The 18186-nt window shown below is 58.8% G+C and carries 14 protein-coding genes; 2 read left to right on the top strand and 12 right to left on the bottom strand.

Annotation, left to right across the window (positions count from 1 at the left end; all coding sequences use genetic code 11):
- Positions 1–18: 18 nt before the first annotated feature.
- From acpA to atzF, 10 genes are all read right to left on the bottom strand, one after another.
- Positions 19–1731 carry an acid phosphatase gene (acpA, locus tag JEM67_RS07905; RefSeq protein WP_199635371.1) on the bottom strand — a complete coding sequence of 571 codons (1713 nt, stop codon included), beginning with the start codon at positions 1729–1731 and terminating at the stop codon, positions 19–21.
- Between the two features lie 170 nt (positions 1732–1901).
- Positions 1902–2414, bottom strand: a complete 513-nt coding sequence (locus JEM67_RS07900; protein ID WP_199635373.1) for a DUF2165 family protein — start codon at positions 2412–2414, stop codon at positions 1902–1904.
- Positions 2415–2521: 107 nt separating this feature from the next.
- Entirely contained in the window at positions 2522–3220 is a 699-nt protein-coding gene (urtE, locus tag JEM67_RS07895) for an urea ABC transporter ATP-binding subunit UrtE (protein ID WP_199635374.1), read from the bottom strand.
- Positions 3221–3229: 9 nt separating this feature from the next.
- A complete protein-coding gene (urtD, locus tag JEM67_RS07890; RefSeq protein ID WP_199635376.1) occupies positions 3230–4036 on the bottom strand; it encodes an urea ABC transporter ATP-binding protein UrtD in 807 nt (268 codons plus the stop codon).
- On the bottom strand, positions 4033–5109 hold the full coding sequence (gene urtC / locus JEM67_RS07885; protein WP_199635378.1) for an urea ABC transporter permease subunit UrtC: 1077 nt from the start codon (positions 5107–5109) through the stop codon (positions 4033–4035). The genes urtD and urtC overlap by 4 nt, the downstream gene beginning before the upstream one ends.
- Positions 5109–6689 (bottom strand): urea ABC transporter permease subunit UrtB, encoded by a 1581-nt coding sequence (gene urtB / locus JEM67_RS07880; protein ID WP_199635380.1) that lies wholly within the window; start codon positions 6687–6689, stop codon positions 5109–5111. Before urtB ends, urtC begins: the two co-directional genes overlap by 1 nt.
- 89 nt (positions 6690–6778) lie before the next feature.
- Positions 6779–8047 carry an urea ABC transporter substrate-binding protein gene (gene urtA / locus JEM67_RS07875; protein WP_199635381.1) on the bottom strand — a complete coding sequence of 423 codons (1269 nt, stop codon included), beginning with the start codon at positions 8045–8047 and terminating at the stop codon, positions 6779–6781.
- 177 nt (positions 8048–8224) lie between these two features.
- The gene (locus tag JEM67_RS07870) at positions 8225–8914 is read right to left on the bottom strand and encodes a GntR family transcriptional regulator (RefSeq protein WP_199635382.1); all 690 of its coding nucleotides are present in this window, start codon (positions 8912–8914) and stop codon (positions 8225–8227) included.
- A 72-nt stretch (positions 8915–8986) separates the two neighbouring features.
- A complete protein-coding gene (gene uca, locus JEM67_RS07865) occupies positions 8987–12610 on the bottom strand; it encodes an urea carboxylase (protein WP_199635383.1) in 3624 nt (1207 codons plus the stop codon).
- A gap of 80 nt (positions 12611–12690) precedes the next feature.
- Positions 12691–14574 carry an allophanate hydrolase gene (gene atzF, locus JEM67_RS07860; protein WP_199635384.1) on the bottom strand — a complete coding sequence of 628 codons (1884 nt, stop codon included), beginning with the start codon at positions 14572–14574 and terminating at the stop codon, positions 12691–12693.
- 519 nt (positions 14575–15093) lie between these two features.
- Here atzF and JEM67_RS07855 point away from each other — a divergent pair.
- Positions 15094–16188 carry a colicin-like pore-forming protein gene (locus JEM67_RS07855; RefSeq protein ID WP_199635385.1) on the top strand — a complete coding sequence of 365 codons (1095 nt, stop codon included), beginning with the start codon at positions 15094–15096 and terminating at the stop codon, positions 16186–16188.
- A gap of 72 nt (positions 16189–16260) precedes the next feature.
- On the opposite strand, the gene cui is transcribed toward JEM67_RS07855, so the two are convergent.
- Positions 16261–16779, bottom strand: coding sequence for a colicin immunity protein Cui (cui, locus tag JEM67_RS07850; RefSeq protein WP_199635386.1), 519 nt, complete (start codon positions 16777–16779; stop codon positions 16261–16263).
- 154 nt (positions 16780–16933) lie between these two features.
- Here cui and JEM67_RS07845 point away from each other — a divergent pair, with 154 nt between their 5' ends.
- Complete coding sequence (locus JEM67_RS07845) at positions 16934–17563, top strand: hypothetical protein (RefSeq protein ID WP_233527595.1); 630 nt, start codon at positions 16934–16936, stop codon at positions 17561–17563.
- Here JEM67_RS07845 and JEM67_RS07840 read toward each other — a convergent pair.
- A complete protein-coding gene (locus tag JEM67_RS07840; RefSeq protein ID WP_006324267.1) occupies positions 17529–17993 on the bottom strand; it encodes a DUF1456 family protein in 465 nt (154 codons plus the stop codon). The genes JEM67_RS07845 and JEM67_RS07840 overlap by 35 nt on opposite strands.
- Between the last annotated feature and the right edge of the window lie 193 nt (positions 17994–18186).

The following is an 18186-nucleotide window of genomic DNA, read 5'->3' as shown; positions in this document are numbered from 1 at the left end:
AGCGCTTGCCCCGCCCTGTCAGGCCGGAAACTCCAGCGCGTCGGTCAAATCCCCCAGCGGTTTTTGACCGCGTTCCGCCATCGCTTTATCGCGCTCGGCCACCCCTTCCAGCGTCGGCAGATCGAATACCCGGCTGAGCAAGCGCAGGATCGAGCCGGTATCGTATACCCTGTGATCGACATAGCCTTTACGGGCGAACGGCGAGACGACCAACGCCGGAATACGTGATCCCGGCCCCCAACGATCGCCCTGCGGCGGCGCAACGTGATCCCACCAGCCGCCATTCTCGTCGAAGGTGATCACCACTACGCTGTTGCTCCACTGCGGGCCGTTACGCAGGCTGTTGATGATGTGGGCGATATGACGATCGCCGGCCTCCACATCGGAATAGCCCGCATGCATATTAAGGTTGCCCTGCGGCTTGTAGAAAGTCACCGGCGGCAGTGTGCCTGCCTCTACCGCCGCCAAAAAGGCGTTGGTGGCCGGTGAGTCGCCAGTGCCGCCGTCGCGCAAATGGGCTTCGCGTGCCTGTGGGTTGCCCGGCCCCAGATTTTCGAAGTAATTGAATGGCTGATGGTGATACTGGAAGTCCGGTGCGCCGGGAAAATCGCCCTGATCCTTGCGGTTGTCCAGCGCATACTGCCAGCCGCCGGCGTACCACGCCCAGTCGACGCCCTTCTGATTGAGCAAGTCGCCGATGTGCGTGTGCTTTTGCGGCAGCAACACATTGGGCTGAGTGGCATCCGCCAGCGTGGGGTCTTTTTCATCTCGGGTCCACGACGGCCAGTACGGCGGTGCCATGGTGTTTACCGCATAACCGTCCGGCGTCAACAGGCTCTTGCCAAACAGCGGGATACCGAATGATGCGCTGACCGGCGAATCGCCCAGCGGCTTCAGACGCGGGTCGGCCGCGTCATCGCTTTCAAGCTGGGCAATGCCCTCTTTGGCGATGGAGTTTTGTACGTCGGGGTAAAACGGCGGGCGGGCGCAGACCAGATACTGATGATTGAGGAAGGAGCCGCCAAAGGCGCCCTGGAAAAAGTTGTCGCACAGGGTGAATTCCTGCGCCAGCGTCCACAGCCGCAGGTTATAGGCGCCGTCACCGTAGTAGCCCATGGTCAGCGCGCCGGAATCCGCCCAGGCGACAAACTTGTCGTTTTTACCGCCGTTGATCTGCATCTGGTTTTGATAGAAGACGTGCCACAGATCACGCGTCACCACGCCGTGCGGCAGGTTCTCCCCTTGCGGCCCGGTCAAGACAAACGGCTGATTCGGCAGTTGATTGGTGAATACCGCATCCTCGCCAATGCTGTAATTAACGTGCCCGACTTCCTGCGCCTTCGGCACCAACCCCTTCCAGATTGGCGGCAGCGTCTCCAGCAGCCGATCGTCGCGGTCACGCTGCTGGTACTCTTCGGGCTTGAGCGCCGACAGCGGTTTTTCCACGCCGGGGAAATTGGCGAACAGGTTATTGAAGCTGCGGTTCTCGGCATAGATCACCACCACGTTTTTCACATGGTGGCGCAACAGCGGGTTTTGCGCACCTTCCGGCAGGCCGCTCAACAACAGTTTCTTATTGCCTTCACCGGCTGCATTGGCCAGCGGCGCAAGAGTGGCGCCGACGCTCAGCGCCGTCGCCCCCGCCAGAAAACGGCGGCGCGCCGGGTTAGCGGGTTGTTGCTCGTTGTCGCCCGCGGACGGCGGCAGATCGTTATGCGGTTTATCGCTCATGTGCCTTCCCTCGAAAATTTTTAACTTGTTGATTTGTTATCAATTTATTTAAGAGACATTATGCTAGGGCACAGTTATGAACGAAATGTGACAGTGGACGGCAGGTTAGCATTTGGCAACACTTTCGCGAGGATTGCCGCAGTTTAATCACTCTCCCGCCTGGCTGCCGGCTAGCGGGCGTCCCGTTGCAGCATCAGAAACATCAACGCCAGCGCGTTAGGCAGCATATACAGCAGTGCGCCCAACTGCACCGCCAGCGGGTTGTCCCTGGCCTGCCAGGCCATAAACCAGTCGCCGGCCACCACCATAAAACCGAGGCCCCACACCGCGATCGCGCAAAACGCGCCCAGCATAGCCCAGGCTTTGCCTTTGGCAAACGCCGCATAAGGGTGGCCCAGATGTTTCACCATCAATGCAATGCCAAAGGCCGCCATTATGCCGGCCAGGGATTCCAGCAGGGTAATAAGCGCCAACCCGACCATCCCGGCCCAGGGCGCGGTGACGGCGCGCCACATCAGCCCAGGCACCTGATAGGTATCCTGCATACTGAGCAGCGGCGCTACGGCATGCCGGGCGGTACTGGCAAAATCCGCCGTATTGTTCAACAGGCTGAAGATGCCCCACAGGGCCGGGAACAGCGACAGAACGATGCAAGACAGGCGTGACACCTTGATTTCGTTCATAATTATCCTTAGATCTCCTTTTCAAAGGGTATATTAAGAACCCATCTTACCTTAGGCCACAATATCGGAATGGGGAGAACTCCCCTCCTTGCTAAAACGCCCATTATTTATATCGCCACCAGCCCGCGCACCCCGTCCTGCTCCATCGCGCTACCGGCGCCGCGCTGTACGATGCTGCCGCGCGACATCACCAGATAGCTGTCCGCCAACTCGGCGGCGAAGTCATAGAATTGCTCCACCAGCAGGATCGCCATGTCGCCGCGTGCCGCCAACTGTTTGATCACTGCACCGATCTCTTTGATCACCGAAGGCTGGATCCCCTCCGTCGGCTCATCGAGGATCAACAACTGCGGCCGGCAGGCCAATGCGCGGCCAATCGCCAATTGCTGTTGCTGCCCGCCGGAGAGATCGCCGCCGCGCCGATCCTTCATCTGCCGCAGTACCGGGAACAGCTCATAGATATTCTCCGGCACGCTGCGTGCTTCGGCGCCGGAAAAGCGCGCCAATCCCATCCGCAGATTTTCCTCTACGGTCAGGCGCGGAAAGATCTCCCGCCCCTGCGGCACATAGGCCATGCCCGCCTGCACCCGCTGATGCGGTTTTCTGCCGTTGATCACGCTGCCCTGCCAATGAATGGTCCCGCTCTTGGCCGGGATCAGCCCCATCAGACATTTGAGCAGCGTGGTTTTGCCCACGCCGTTGCGCCCCAGCAGGCAGGTCACTTCGCCGATATTGGCCTCAAACGACAGGCCGCGCAGAATGTGGCTGCCACCGTAGTATTGATTCAGTTCGTTGACTTGCAACATAGCGACTCCTCAGCGTCCCAGATACACGTCGATCACCTGCTCATTGGCCTGTACCTGCGCCAGTGAACCTTCCGCCAGTACCTGGCCCTGATGCAGCACGGTGACGTGGTCGGCGATGGTTTCGACAAACCCCATGTCGTGCTCCACCACCATCAGCGAATGCTTGCCCGCCAGCGAGCGAAACAGCTCGGCGGTGTACTCGGTTTCTGCATCGGTCATGCCGGCCGCCGGCTCGTCGAGCAGCAACAAATGCGGCTCCTGTACCAGCAGCATGCCGATCTCGAGAAACTGCTTCTGCCCGTGGGACAGCAGCCCGGCAGGCCGGTGCCGTTCGTGGCTCAGCCGCAGGGTTTGCAGCATTTCATCGATGCGATCGCGCTGTTCGCTACTCAGTCTGGCGCGCAGGCAGGCCCACACCGACTTATGGGTTTTCTGCGCGATCTCCAGGTTCTCGAACACCGTCAACGCTTCGAACACCGTCGGTTTCTGGAACTTGCGGCCAATGCCGGCCTGGGCTATCTGCATCGGGTCCAGCGCGGTCAGATCGACGGTTTGATCGTAAAACACGCTGCCGCTGTCCGGCCGGGTTTTGCCGGTGATCACATCCATCAAGGTGGTTTTGCCCGCGCCATTGGGCCCGATAACGCAGCGCAACTCACCCACGCCAATCTGCAGTGAAAGATCGCTCAGCGCGCGAAAGCCGTCGAAGCTGACGTTGATGTTATCGAGCACCAGCACCGGGTCGGTTTGCTGGCGGTGCCTGTCGGCCGGCAACGGCTGAGTGAACAGATCGTCGGTCATTTGCAGCGAATTCATTGCGGTTTCCCCTTGCGCAGCAGGCCGATAACCCCTTTCGGCAGGAACAGCGTGACGAGGATAAACATCAGGCCAAGGAAGAATTGCCAATATTCCGGGATCGCCACGGTGAACCAGCTCTTGGCGCCGTTAACGATACCGGCGCCGAGCAGCGGGCCCACCAGCGTGCCCCGGCCACCCAGCGCCACCCAGATAGCGGCCTCGATCGAGTTGGTCGGCGACATCTCGCCCGGGTTGATAATGCCCACCTGCGGCACATACAGCGCCCCGGCCAGCCCGCACAACACCGCCGACAGTGTCCAGACAAACAGCTTAAAGCCTTTGGGATCGTAACCGCAGAACGTCAGGCGGTTTTCCGCATCGCGCACGGCGGTCAGCACCCGACCGAACTTGCTGCGCGCCAGGGCGAAGCCGATAGCCAGGCTGGCGGCCAGCAGCAGCACCGTCGCCAGAAACAGCGCCACCCGCGTGCCGGTGGCGGTAATCGGGAACCCCAAGAGCGTGGTGAAACCGGTGAAGCCGTTGTTGCCGCCAAAGCCGGTTTCGTTGCGGAAGAACAGCAGCATACCGGCGTAGGTCAGCGCCTGGGTCATGATCGAGAAATAGACGCCCTTGATTTTTGAACGGAAGGCGAAGTAGCCAAAGACAAAGGCCAGCACGCCGGGCACCAATATCATCAGGCACAGCGCCCAGGCGAAATGCTGGGTGCCGCTCCAGAACCAGGGCAGCTCGCTCCACGACAGAAATGACATAAACGCCGGCAGGCCATCTCCTGCCGCCTGACGCATCAGATACATGCCCATCGCATAGCCGCCGAGAGCGAAAAACAGCCCATGCCCCAGCGACAACAACCCGGCATAGCCCCACACCAAATCAAGCGCTACCGCCACCACGGCGTAGCACAGGATTTTGCCCCCCAGCGTCAGGGTATAGGTGGAGATCGCCAACGGATGGTCCGCCGGCAACAGTGCGAGAAACGGCATGATTAACAGCGCCAGCAACGCCAGCCCGCCGATGCCCAGCGCCAGCCGGGGTGCCTTCTGCACGCCGGTGAGAGTTAATGGTTGGCTCATCAGTCGATCACCCTGCCCTTGAAGGCGAACAGCCCCTGAGGACGTTTTTGAATAAACAGAACAATCAGCGCCAGGATCAGGATTTTACCCAGTACGGCGCCAATCTGCGGTTCAAGAATTTTGTTGACAATGCCGAGGCCAAAGGCCGCCACCACGGTGCCGGCCAGTTGCCCTACGCCGCCGAGCACCACCACCAGGAACGAGTCGATGATATAGCCCTGGCCCAGCTCCGGCCCCACATTGCCCAGTTGCGACAGCGCCACGCCGCCCAGCCCGGCGATGCCGGACCCCAGGCCGAACGCCAGCATATCGACACGCCCGGTGGGCACGCCGCAGCAGGCGGCCATCGCACGGTTCTGCGTCACGGCGCGCACGTTCATGCCAAGCCGGGTTTTGTTCAGCAACAACCAGGTGAGCGCCAGCACCAGCACCACAAACACGATCACCGCGATGCGGTTCCACGGCAGCACCAGGTTAGGCAGCAGTTGAATGCCGCCCGACAGCCAGGCCGGGTTGGCGACCTCCAGGTTTTGCGCGCCGAACAGTACCCGTACCCCCTGGATCAGCACCAGGCTGATACCCCAGGTCGCCAGCAAGGTTTCCAACGGCCGGCCGTACAGATGACGGATCACCGTACGCTCCAGCGTCATGCCGATGCAGGCGGTAATGGCGAACGCCACCGGCAGCGCCACCAACGGATACAACGCCAGCCACTGCGGCGCAAACTGTTGAAACAGCCCCTGAACCAAGTAGGCCGAGTAGGCGCCCAGCATCAGCATTTCGCCGTGCGCCATGTTAATCACCCCCAGCAGCCCATAGGTAATCGCCAACCCGAGCGCCGCCAGCAGCAGGATCGAGCCGAGCGAAAGCCCGGTAAACGCCTGGCCGATCAGATCGCCAATCATCAGCCGGTGTTTCACGCTGGTCAGGCTTTTCAAGGCTTCGGCACGCACTGCGGCGTCCGGTTCGTGGGCGGCGTCGGTCAATGCCTGTAATCTTGGCTGCGTCTCCGGCGCACCCGAGCTGCCCAGCAGCCGCACGGCGTTGAGGCGCACCTGCGGATTGGCGTCGGTTAATTGCAGATTCGCCAGCGCGATGCCCAGCGCATCATGCACCCGGACGTTTTTTTCCTGCGCCAGCCGCTGGGTCAGCAGCGGCAACTGATCGCTTTGCGCCTCGCGTTGCAGGGCCTGCGCCGCCTGTAAACGCACCGCAGGATCGTCGCTGACCAGCCGATGCGCCGACAGTGCGTTGGCGATCAGAATGCGCAGCCGGTTGTTCAACCACACTTTTTTCGGCGTGCCGACCGGCGGGGCAACGCCATCCAGCGGGCGATAAACTTCGCCCTGCTGGATAAAGGCATGTTTGGCCTCGTCGATCACCACGTTTTCCTGCTTCAGCCCCTGCAATAACGGCAGGCGTGCAGCGTCCGGCGCGGCCGCCCACGCCTGCAATAATTTGGCCTGCTGCGTGCGGTTGGCCGCAGCAAAGTCATCGGCCGGCCCCGCCTGCGCAAACATCGGCAGGCAGCACAGCAACCAAAACCAGGAGCGGAAAGGGAACAAGAATGGGGATTGCATCAGCTGCCTCCTCTGTAGGGGCCGGGTATGCCCGGCCCCTACCGTTACGACGGGCGCAGCCTGCGGCGCCCCTACGGGAATGACGACGGTTATTTGCCGCCTTTTACCGGGTGATCCGGCTTTTTGTCGTTGCCGGCGATGAACGGGCTCCACGGCTGTGCGCGCACCGGGGCGTCGGTCTGCCACACCACGTTGAACTGGCCGTTGCCTTCAATCTCACCGATCATCACCGGTTTGTGCAGGTGGTGGTTGGTGGCGTCCATGGTCAGGGTGAAGCCCGACGGTGCGGCAAAGGTCTGCCCTGCCATCGCCGCACGTACCTTGTCGACGTCGGTAGTGCCGGCTTTCTCCACCGCCTGTGCCCACATATGGATGCCGACATAGGTGGCTTCCATCGGGTCGTTGGTTACGGCAGTGGCGTAGTTCGGCAGGTTGTGCGCCTTGGCGTAGGTTTTCCATTCGCTGACGAACTGCTTGTTGGTCGGGTTATCCACCGACTCGAAGTAGTTCCAGGCCGCCAGGTTGCCCACCAGCGGTTTGGTGTCGATGCCGCGCAGTTCTTCTTCACCCACCGAGAAGGCGATCACCGGCACGTCGGTCGCCTTGATGCCCTGATTGGCCAGCTCTTTGTAGAAGGGTACGTTGGAGTCGCCGTTGATGGTGGAGATCACCGCAGTTTTGCCACCGGCGGAGAATTTCTTGATGTTGGCGACGATGGTCTGATAATCGCTGTAGCCGAACGGCGTATAGACCTCTTCGATGTCCTTGTCCTGGATCCCTTTAGTGTGCAGGAAGGCGCGCAGGATCTTGTTGGTGGTGCGCGGATACACATAGTCGGTGCCCAGCAGGAAGAAGCGCTTGGCCGAGCCGCCGTCTTCGCTCAGCAGGTATTCCACCGCCGGGATCGCCTGCTGGTTAGGAGCCGCCCCCGTGTAGAACACGTTTGGCGACATCTCTTCCCCTTCGTATTGCACCGGGTAGAACAGCAACCCGTTCAGCTCTTCAAACACCGGCAACACCGATTTGCGCGAGACCGACGTCCAGCAACCGAACACTGCCGCCACTTTGTCCTGGGTCAGCAACTGGCGCGCCTTTTCGGCGAACAGCGGCCAGTTGGAGGCGGGATCCACCACCACCGGCTCGAGTTTTTTACCCAGCACGCCGCCCTTGGCGTTGATGTCATCGATGGTCATCAGCGCCACGTCCTTCAGCGGCGTTTCAGAGATCGCCATGGTGCCTGACAGCGAGCTCAGGATGCCGATTTTAATGGTATCGGCCGCCTGCGCGCTCCAGGCCATGCCCATGCCGATCACGGTGGCGGACAACGCAAAAGCTTTTATAAAGTGACGACGTTGCATAATTCAAACTCCCGGTGAATGTTAGAAAACCAACCTTCGTTAAGAAAACTCCCCCTATGGATTTCGAGTTGCCGCTAGGCGGCAAGGGCGGGAGTCCCCGGAAGCTTACTCAAGTAAGTGACCGGGGTGAGCGCCCGCAGCCAACAACGCTGCAGCTCGAAAGACGACGGGTTATTGCTAAAGCCTTGCCTGGTGCAGCATATGCAAGGTTATTTTCCGTACTTCCGCCTTACTGACGGCAATGTGGTTGCTAAGCAGCGTTTGCGCCTCCTCGGTCTGGTGTTGCAAGATCGCCCGCAGAATGGCGGCGTGTTCGTTGTAGGTGGCCTCGACCCGGGTTCCCTGGGTGAAGTCCAGCCGGCGGATGATGCGGATCTTCTCGGTTAGGTCGCGATGAATGCGCGCCATTTCCCCGTTGCCCGCCGCCTCCACCAGCGTCATATGGAACTGCTCGTCGTGCAGCGAGACGGTTTTGCCGTCCTCCAGCCGCGGTTCGTCGATCCAGAAACCGTTGAGCGCCGCCAGTGGCGGCGGCACTTCTCCCGCCGGGCGGGCACACAGCCGTTTGACCGCTTCGCACTCCAGCACAATGCGCAGATCGTAGAGTTGCTCGAAGTAGTCGAAATCGAAGGGGCGTACCTGCCAGCCGCTGCGAAAATGCACTTCGACGTAGCCCTCGCGCTCCAGCCAGAACAGCGCCTGACGCACCGGCGTACGGCTGACGTCCATGCGCAGCGCCACTTCGTTTTCGCTGAAGCGATCGCCCGGCAGCAGATGAAAATCAAAGATGTCATCCTTGAGCTGGAGGTAGATACGCTCCGCCAGCCCCTCGGGCCGCGCCTTGCTGCGGTTATTGGTGATTTGCATAGTGTTCCTCTTGCCGGGCGCAGCATGCGGCGCCCCTGCGTTAAATGCTGAAACAGGCAGAACCCACGATGCTCAGCTGGCGTGTTCCAGCCACAGCAAAGCGTCGCCTGGCCCCACCGGCCGCCCTTGCTGGCAACCGATGCGTTTGATGATCCCGGCGCGCGGCGCGGTGACCGCCAGTTCCATTTTCATCGCCTCGACCACAATCAGCGGTTGGCCGGCTTCCACCGCCTGCCCCGGTTCCACCAGGATCTTCCACACGTTGCCGTTCAGATCGGCGCTGACCAGATAACCGTCGACCTCTTCCTCATCATTCTGCGGCGGCAGCAATTGCGCCTCGGCCTCGCTCTCTTGCGCCTGCCAGAGCGTCACTTCATGGCTGAATGCCTGCTGCTGGCGCTGCTGGAATGCGGCAATGTCTTCGGCGTTGTCCGCCAGGAAACGGGTGTACTCGGCAAAGTCGAATTCGCTGTTTTCGATGCGGACCTGCGCGCGCCCTTCACGGAACGCCTCGCGCTGCTCATCCAGTTCCTGCTCGCTGACCGGGTAAAAACGCACCTGATCGAAGAAGTGCAGCAACCAGGGCTCTCCGGCGTTGAACTGCGGGTTTTTAAGGAATTTGTTCCAGATCGGCAGCGTACGCCCGACCAGCTGATAGCCGCCCGGCGAGTCCATGCCATAAATGCACATGTACATGCCGCCGATACCGACCGTGCCTTCGGCGGTGTGGGTGCGCGCCGGGTTGTATTTGGAGCTGAGCAGCCGATGACGCGGATCAATCGGCACCGCGCACGGCGCGCCGAGATAGACATCGCCCAACCCGAGGATCAAATAGCTGGCGTCGAAGATAATGTCGCGCACCTGTTCGCGGTGGCTGAGGCCATTGATGCGCTGGATAAAATCGACGTTGTTCGGCAGCCAGGGCGCAGAGCTGCGTACCGTTTGGCTATAGCGTTCCACGGCGCCCAGGGTGGCGGAGTCTTCAAACGCCATCGGCAGGTAAACCGTGCGCGTCGGCACTTTCAGGCAGCTGACGTCGCCCAGTGCCTGTTCACGCGCCAGCAGGCGCTGGAGCAAATCGGCCTGGCCGATAGTGCGGCTGTCGTAACGGATCTGCAGCGAACGCACGCCCGGAGCCAGTTCCTCAACGCCGGGGATCGCGTCCTGTTTGAGCGATTGCATCAGCAGATGAATACGCAGACGCAACGCCAGATCGAGCAGGTTGTCGCCGTACTCCATCAAAATGTAGCCGTCCCCGGCCTGGCGATAGACCACCGAGGGGCGGCCGTCTCCGGCCGGCAACGCGGCGACGATAGCCGCAGAAGCCGTGGCGCCCGGCGTCAGATCCGGCGTCGGCAGGGTTATCGCCTTCACCGCCGCCAGCGCTTCGATACTGCCAAGCTGCGCCTGCTCCAGCGATTGCGCCTGTTTGAAACCGATAGGATGGAAGCGAATGCGGTCGCCAGGCTTCACCTGGCCCACCTTCCACAATTCGGCTTTGGCGATGGTCACCGGGCAGACAAAACCACCGAGGCTCGGCCCGTCACGGGTGAGGATCACCGGGAAATCGCCGGTGAAATTAATCGAGCCGATGGCATACTCGCAGTCATGTACGTTAGAAGGATGCAGCCCGGCTTCGCCGCCGTCCTGCCGCGCCCAGCCGGGTTTCGGCCCCGACAGACGCACGCCCAGCCGGTTGGAGTTGTAGTGCACCTGCCATTCGGCGGCAAAGAAGGTGTCGATCGACTCCGGGGTAAAGAAGTCCGGCGCGCCGTGCGGGCCATAAAGCACGCCGATGTTCCACAGGCTGCCGTATTGCGGGATCAGGCTGTCGTCCATCGCCTGCGGCGCCGCGATGGGCGCCGGGGTGGTGCTGGCCGCCAGCGCAGGCTGGGATACCGCCAGCATATCGGCGACCCGCAGGGTGCGCCCGGCGTGGCCGCCAAACTGCCCGAGGGCGAAGGTCGAACGGCTACCCAGATACACTGGCACATCGAACCCATTACGCACCGCCAGATAAGTGCGGCAACCGTGCGCGGCGCGGCCTAAGGTCAGTACCTGCCCGGTGCGAACCGCCACCGGCTGCCAGTAGGCTACCGCTTCCCCATCCAGGTTCGCCGGGCAGTCGGCACCGGTCAGGGCGATGGTCGCGTCGCAGTGGAAGCGCAAGGTCGGCCCCTGCAAAGTAAACTCCAGCCCGGCGGCGCTCGGGTGATTGCCGACAATGCGGTTGGCCAGCCGGAAAGCGAAATCGTCCATCGGCCCGGAAGGCGGCACGCCGATATCCCAATAGCCAAGACGGCCCGGATAATCCTGCACGCTGCTGTAGGTGCCCGGTTGCAGCACTTCAATGCTGCTGGGCTGGAAACAGAAGCTGTCCAGCATGCGGGTCCAGACTTCGCCGCTTTGGAATTGCGCCGTGGCGATCACCTGGCGCAGGTAATCGAGGTTGGTGGCGATGCCGTGCAAACGGGTAGCGCCGAGCACCGCGCGCATTTTCTCCAGCGCCTGTTGGCGATCTTCGCCGTGGACGATCAGTTTGGCGATCATCGGGTCGTAAAATGCCGACACTTCACTGCCGGTCGCCACCCAGCCGTCGACGCGCACGTTATCCGGGAAATGCACCTCGGTCAGCACGCCGGGGCTGGGTTGGAAGTTCTTCAGCGGATCTTCGGCATAGATGCGCACCTCGATCGAAGCCCCCTGCGGTGCGCGTTGCAGCGCCGCCCAGTCCAACGCATCACCCGCCGCCACCTGCAACATGCACTCGATCAGATCCAGCCCGGTCACCATTTCGGTCACCGGATGTTCCACCTGCAAGCGAGTGTTTACCTCGAGGAAATAGAACTCGTCGTGCGCGCCGTCGTAGATAAATTCCACGGTGCCGGCGCTGCGGTAATTCACCGATTCACCCAGCGCTACCGCCGCCTGATGCAGCGCCTGACGGGTCGCCGCCGGCAGGTTCGGCGCCGGGGTTTCTTCCACCACCTTCTGGTTACGGCGCTGCAACGAGCAATCGCGTTCGCCAAGCGCCACCACCCGGCCCTGGCCGTCGCCAAAGATTTGCACTTCCACATGGCGCGCCTGATCGACAAAGCGCTCGATAAAGGCCCCGGAGTCGCGGAAGAACTGCTCACCCAGCCGCTTTACGCTGTCGTAAGCTTCGCGCAGCACCGCTTCGTCGTCACAGCGCGTCAGACCAATGCCGCCACCGCCGGCGGTGCTTTTCAACATGACTGGGTAGCCAATCCGCGCGGCGGCAGTGACCGCTTCCTCAATGCTGTCCAGCAGGCCGGTGCCCGGCGTCATCGGCACCTGCGCCACTGCCGCCAGTTCACGCGCCCGGTGCTTCAGGCCGAACTCACGGATCTGCGCCGCCGTCGGCCCGATAAAGGCGATGCCCGCGGCTTCGCAGGCATCGGCGAATTCGGCGCTCTCGGAGAGAAAACCGTAGCCGGGATAGATCGCCTGCGCGCCGGTTTCCACTGCGGCGGCGAGGATTTTATCAATGCACAGGTAGCTGTCGGCGGCCTTTTCGCCGCCGAGCGCCACCGCCAGATCGGCCTCGGTGACATGTGGCGCATTGCGGTCGGCATCGGAATAGACCGCCACGCTGGTCACCCCCAGGTGTTTCAGGGTACGGATCGCGCGGCAGGCAATTTCGCCGCGGTTGGCTATCAATACAGTGGTAAACATTATGCAATCCTCATAGAACGATACCCAATAGCTTTCAGGCTGTGGCCAGGCGGCAAGCAGATACATCCCCAGGAGCTTACTCAGGTAAGTGACTGGGGTGAGTCAACGCTGCCAGCAACGCCAGGGTCGGAAAGATCACGGGTATAGTTGCGCCAGCCGCCAAATTCAGTGATATCCAATGCGCCTTCCAGCGCCCAGGGTTCGCAGATAAAACCTTTTACCCGGCGGCCATCCGCCAGCAGCAGCGTGCCGATGCCCAGCGGTGCCGGGATCTCCGCGACAAATTCGCCGAAACGCGCCAGCGGGATGTCCCACAGCTCAACGCTGATGGCGGCCCCCTGCCCGGTTTTGACCAGCCCAGGTTTGGGCGGCTGAGTATTGGCCAGGGCGTAGAGCCGGTAGCACGGCGCGGTGGCGGTTTGCTCCACCCATACCGCATCGCGCTGGGTAAGTTGGGCGTTCAGCGGCATACCGCTGAGGTGAGCGCCCACCACCGCCACCCGCACATGTTCCACCGATGGCGTCAGCGGCGATGGCGTCAGCGGCGATGGCGGCGGCAACGCGCGGCCGGTGGCGCCGAGCGGCAGGTTCTGAGCCTGTTGCCAGCGCAGGCCGAAGGCCGCCAACGCACGATCGTGCCAGGCCGGCGCGATCAGCGTGATGCCGGCAGGCAGGCCGTCGGCGCGCATCGGTGCAGGCAAGGCCAGCGCGCTCAGATCGGCCAGGTTGGTAAAGTTGGTGTAGGTACCGAATTGCGAATTGAACAACACCGGCTCCTGCTCCATTTCCGCCAACGTACGCAGCGTCGGTGAAGTCGGCACCACCAGCGCGTCGTACTGCGCCAGTTGTTGGCCAATTTCCCGCGCCAGCTCGGCACGCAGGTATTCCGCCTTGTAGGCGTCGCAGGCGCTGTATTTAAGGCCGTTATTGAGGATGCCGCGCACCACCGGGTTGATGGCCTGAGGATCGCTGTTCAGCATCGCCTCGACCGCTACGGTGCGCTCCGCGACCCAGGGGCCGTAATAGAGCTGCTCGGCCAGTTGGTGAAAGGGGGTGAAATCTATGGGTTCAAGCGCGACACCGCAGCCTTGCAACTGCGCCAGCGCCCGTTGAAACGCCTGCTCGGCCTGCGTGTCGCCGAAAAACTCGGGCTGCGCGGGGACAGCAAACCGCGGCGCGGCGGGCAAATCCGCCGGGGCGGTGCAGGGATTAATGCGCGAATAGGCGTCGGCTGCGTCATAACCGCCGGCCATCTCGGCCACCAGAGCGGCATCCGCCACCGTCAGGGCAAATACCGAGACGGTGTCATTCAGGCGGCACGCGGGCACCACGCCACGGTTCGACAGCCAGCCTTTGGTCGGTTTCAGACCGACGATATTGTTGAACCCCGCCGGAACGCGCCCGGAGCCTGCGGTATCGGTACCCAGCGAGAACGGCGTCAGGCCGCGCGCCACCACCGAGGCCGAACCGGAACTGGAGCCGCCGCTGACGTAGCGGCTGTCAAAGCTGTTGACTACCGCACCGTGCGGTGAGCGGGTGCCGACCAGGCCGGTGGCAAACTGATCGAGGTTGGTTTTACCGATAACGATGGCGCCGGCGGCGCGCAGATTGGCAACGACCCTGGCATCCTCTGCGGCCCGATAGGTGAATTCCGGACAAGCGGCGCTGGTCGGCCAACCGCCGACGTCGATATTGTCTTTAACCGCAAAGGGCACGCCGAACAGCGGCAGGCGGCTGATATCCCCGGCAACCGCGTCCAGTTGCCGCGCCAGCTGTTGGTATTGCGCTTCAAGCTGCGCGGCAGTGGCAAGGTAAAGCCAGGCGTTGTCGTCCAGGCTCAGGCCCGACGTCAGCGCCTCAAGCGTGGCGCGCACGCAGGCCATGCGCTCACCGGCCGGCCAGGTGTGATAATGGTGCTGCCATTCACTGAGGGTGAAACCGCGTTGTTTAACTGGCTGGGTCATCGTCTGAATTCCATCTGGTACACAAGATGGGATTCAATAGAGCAACCGGCGTGCCAATTTTTAATCTACTGATTTCAATAAATTATAATTAAAACTTATGACGGGAGAGTAAAAAACCTGCACCAGCGGGGCGCAAAAGAAGAACAAAAAAAGTGCAAAAAAGCTTATGAAAGGCACTGTTCACCGGTTGGAAGCGCAGAATAATATTGTCACATCATGCTCGCTCAAATTTACCATTGGCGCTGGGAGCTCTACGCCAGCGGCGCGCCTCTGCTGCGCCAATCACTATCAATTCCTGTTCTTTGGTTGAGATCACGCTACCTATAAAATAGAGCATTACACGAAAAAATAATTCACGTCCTCGTGAATGCACAATACCCAGTGAATTGATGTTGTGCCATACACAACACAAAATGAGAATAATTATCATCTATTGACACCAACATGTTTGCTCGATACAGTGAAAATACTGTATATAAACACAGTTAAATATAGTATTTCTTATCAAGGAGAGAGAATATGAGTGGTGGAGATGGGAAAGACGCTCGTGGCCCAACCGGTGGCGTGAATGGGGGACCAACTGGTCTTGGTGGCGGGCCTAATGTCGGCCACGGTGGTACGCTAACAGACACGATCAACGGTGTGACGATGACCTTTGAGGGGGTTCATGCTCTTGATTCTGGTAGCGGCATTCAATGGGGCGGTGGTGACTCAGGCAAGGGTAACAATGGCGGGTCGAAGAGTGGTGCCTCTGGCAGGAATGCCCTTAGGTCCATACCTGGACACCCTAACGTTGTCGATGGCGGACAACTCACGGGTGATAACAGGGATAAACATCTGTACTATTCTCGCACAGAAGATTTTGTTTATTCAGTGAGTATTGACCGAAACGGTAATGAAAAAGGAACGTTTCAAGTCTCAAGACCAAAGACGAATGAGAGTGATACCCGCACATCATGGGCAAAAGGTGAGGAATACCGAAAAAGTGTAGCTCGGGAGCAGGTAAGGAATTATCTGAATGATGAGAAAAATGTGCTCATGGAAGCCAGCGGTATTATCGCTGATGCGGGTGAGAAAATCAGTAATCATATCAGTGGTCAGTATAAGCGATATGCTGGCGAAATTGCGAATAACCTTCGTAATTTCCAGGGGAAGACGATCAGAAATTATAAAGATGCCTTAGCCTCATTGAATAATATCATGTCAAATCCCTCGATGAAGGTAAAGCAAGGTGACAAACAAGCACTTATTAGCGCGATGAAAAGCGTTAAGGCTAGTGATTTGGCAAGTCGGTTTGGTCACTTTGGAAAATTCTTCAAGGCAGCAGACCTCGCCATCAAGGCTGACAAGATCCGTGATAAGGCTATTGAGGGGTATAATACAGGTCACTGGGCACCCTTGGCATATGAGGTTGAGGCGATGGTACTTAGCGGTATCGTAGGCGCTGTGGCATTAGGGTTGGTCACTGGGATTTTGTCTCTGCTTGCATTATCAGCGCTCTTCACAGCAGCAATAACGATTGCTGCTGCCGCCTTGATTGCCTATGCGACCTCTTATATTGATGCGGCTCTTGCCGAAAGGTTTAATAACGAGGTTGTTCGCCCAGCCAATTAACCCCATCATTTTACCCTGGTCGTATTAGGATGGGAGAGATTTTAAGAGTCTCTTTTTGAGGCTCTATTTATGTTATTTTTCTTTAATAAACCATGAATAGATAACTTTAACCAAAATGGCGAGTAAAAAAGTCAATGCGTACAATCCAGAGAACACTACAAAATAATAGAACAAGATATAAAAATCATTGGAGGCAGTCGCCTTCAACAACCTATTTCCGCTATTTATGTCGAATGCACTTATCACAAATATATAAAAAACCACTGCATAAACCGCCAAAAACCCAAATAAATAAAATATCAATGATGCCTTGTCTTCGGTTTTAGGGTTTGATTTGACATATTTTAAGTACTTTACTGAAAAATAGATCGAGAACAAGGGTGCCAGTTTGCAATACATACCCAATGGTTTTGTAAGTGCCAGATTGGTTGATGAGATATTGGTACTGATATTTTTAGTCAGTTCCAGGAAATAATACAAAGCTTGACTCTCTGGCACAGCCTTGAAAAAAACAAATATTAGTATTAATGGTAATATGCCGATTAAGCCAATCTTGATGAATTTCTTCCATGCATACAAGTCGTTACTCATGATAAGTCCCTGATTGTTTCCTATGAATTCATTATTGGCTATCTGTGAATCAGTGTCCAGTCATGGTGCGAGGGCTATTATCGTTTATCGCACATCACATTCTCTGTGCTTCACTCCACTTCATCCTGTTGCCTGATTGGGCTTTTATCACGTTATGCACAGTATAGACCAGGAAGCCACGCGCCGGTTTGGGCAGAAGTGGTGGGACAATCCGGCCTTACACTGTCGGAACCGTAAACAAGGCACAAATTTCTACAACAAAATAACACAGGACATCGACAAGCTGAACTCGGACTGGCAACAGGAACAACGTCTGAAGGGCATCCGAAATCCTGGCCCCCCTGCCTGGTCGCATGATCAGATCATTGCCGCCACCGATTTCAGCGCCTGGCATTTCATTCTGAAGGATAAATTTACCGCGCCACCAGGGCGAAACATGGGTAATCACCAGGATTACTTTTTACCCGTATCGTTCAGTCAGTGTTTCAAGAACTATGCTACGTTTTCACGAAGCGGTGCCGATTCTCGTCAGAAACTGCAAAATCGACTCGTCGACCTGAGAAAATACCGTAATCGGCTGATGGCTGCCCCCCGGAAATCTCAAAATGTGTGTGGAACTAAAACGAGTGTACTGACACGACCACCATCTGATGCAGATGGCTGGCGGCCCATACAACAGTATGCTTCGGGGACAGAAAGAAAAAAGGCGCAATCTTGCGATTACGCCTCTAGTTACGTGAACAACTCAATTACTCGCCGCGAATGCGTTGCGCCAACCCTTTGAGGAAATAACGCAGCATCTGATCGCCGCACGGGCGAAAGTTTTTGGTGCCTTCTTTACGGAACAGCGCGCTCAACTCCGGCTTGGAGATGCGGAACTCTACGGCGGTGAAGATCTGGTGCATGTCGGTGTCTTTCAGTTCGAACGCCACGCGCAGCTTTTTCAACACCAGATTGTTGGTGATCGGCAACTCCACTTCCGGTGCCGGGAACTTGTCGTCCTTGCCGCGCTTGAGGAACACCAGGCCGTTCAGGAAGTGCGCCATCACTTCGTCCGGGCAGTTTTCGAAACCCGGCTCGCCTTCTTTGATGACGTAAGCGCGCATCGCAGAGACCTCAACGTCGAAATTATCCAGCTTGATAATCTCGGTCATTTTGGCGTCGTTAAGACTCAGCATGTAGCGCACGCTGCGCAGCACATCGTTGTTGATCATGGAGTTAAATTGCCTTTAGCTTGTAAACCGGGGAGGTGCGCATTTGATATATACCCTATGGCTTTCAAGTTGCAGCCAGGCACCCGGCTCGTTCACCCCAGACGCTTACTCAGGTAAGTCACTGGGGTGAGCGAGTGCAGGTAACAACGCTGCGGCTTGAAAGACGACGGGTATGGCCGCACACCTTGAATAT

The sequence above is a fragment of the Serratia sp. PAMC26656 genome, from assembly GCF_016469055.2.
Taxonomy (GTDB): domain Bacteria; phylum Pseudomonadota; class Gammaproteobacteria; order Enterobacterales; family Enterobacteriaceae; genus Serratia; species Serratia plymuthica.
The sequence above is the reverse complement of the archived record's forward strand: the minus strand, read 5'-3'. Positions and strand labels throughout refer to the sequence as shown.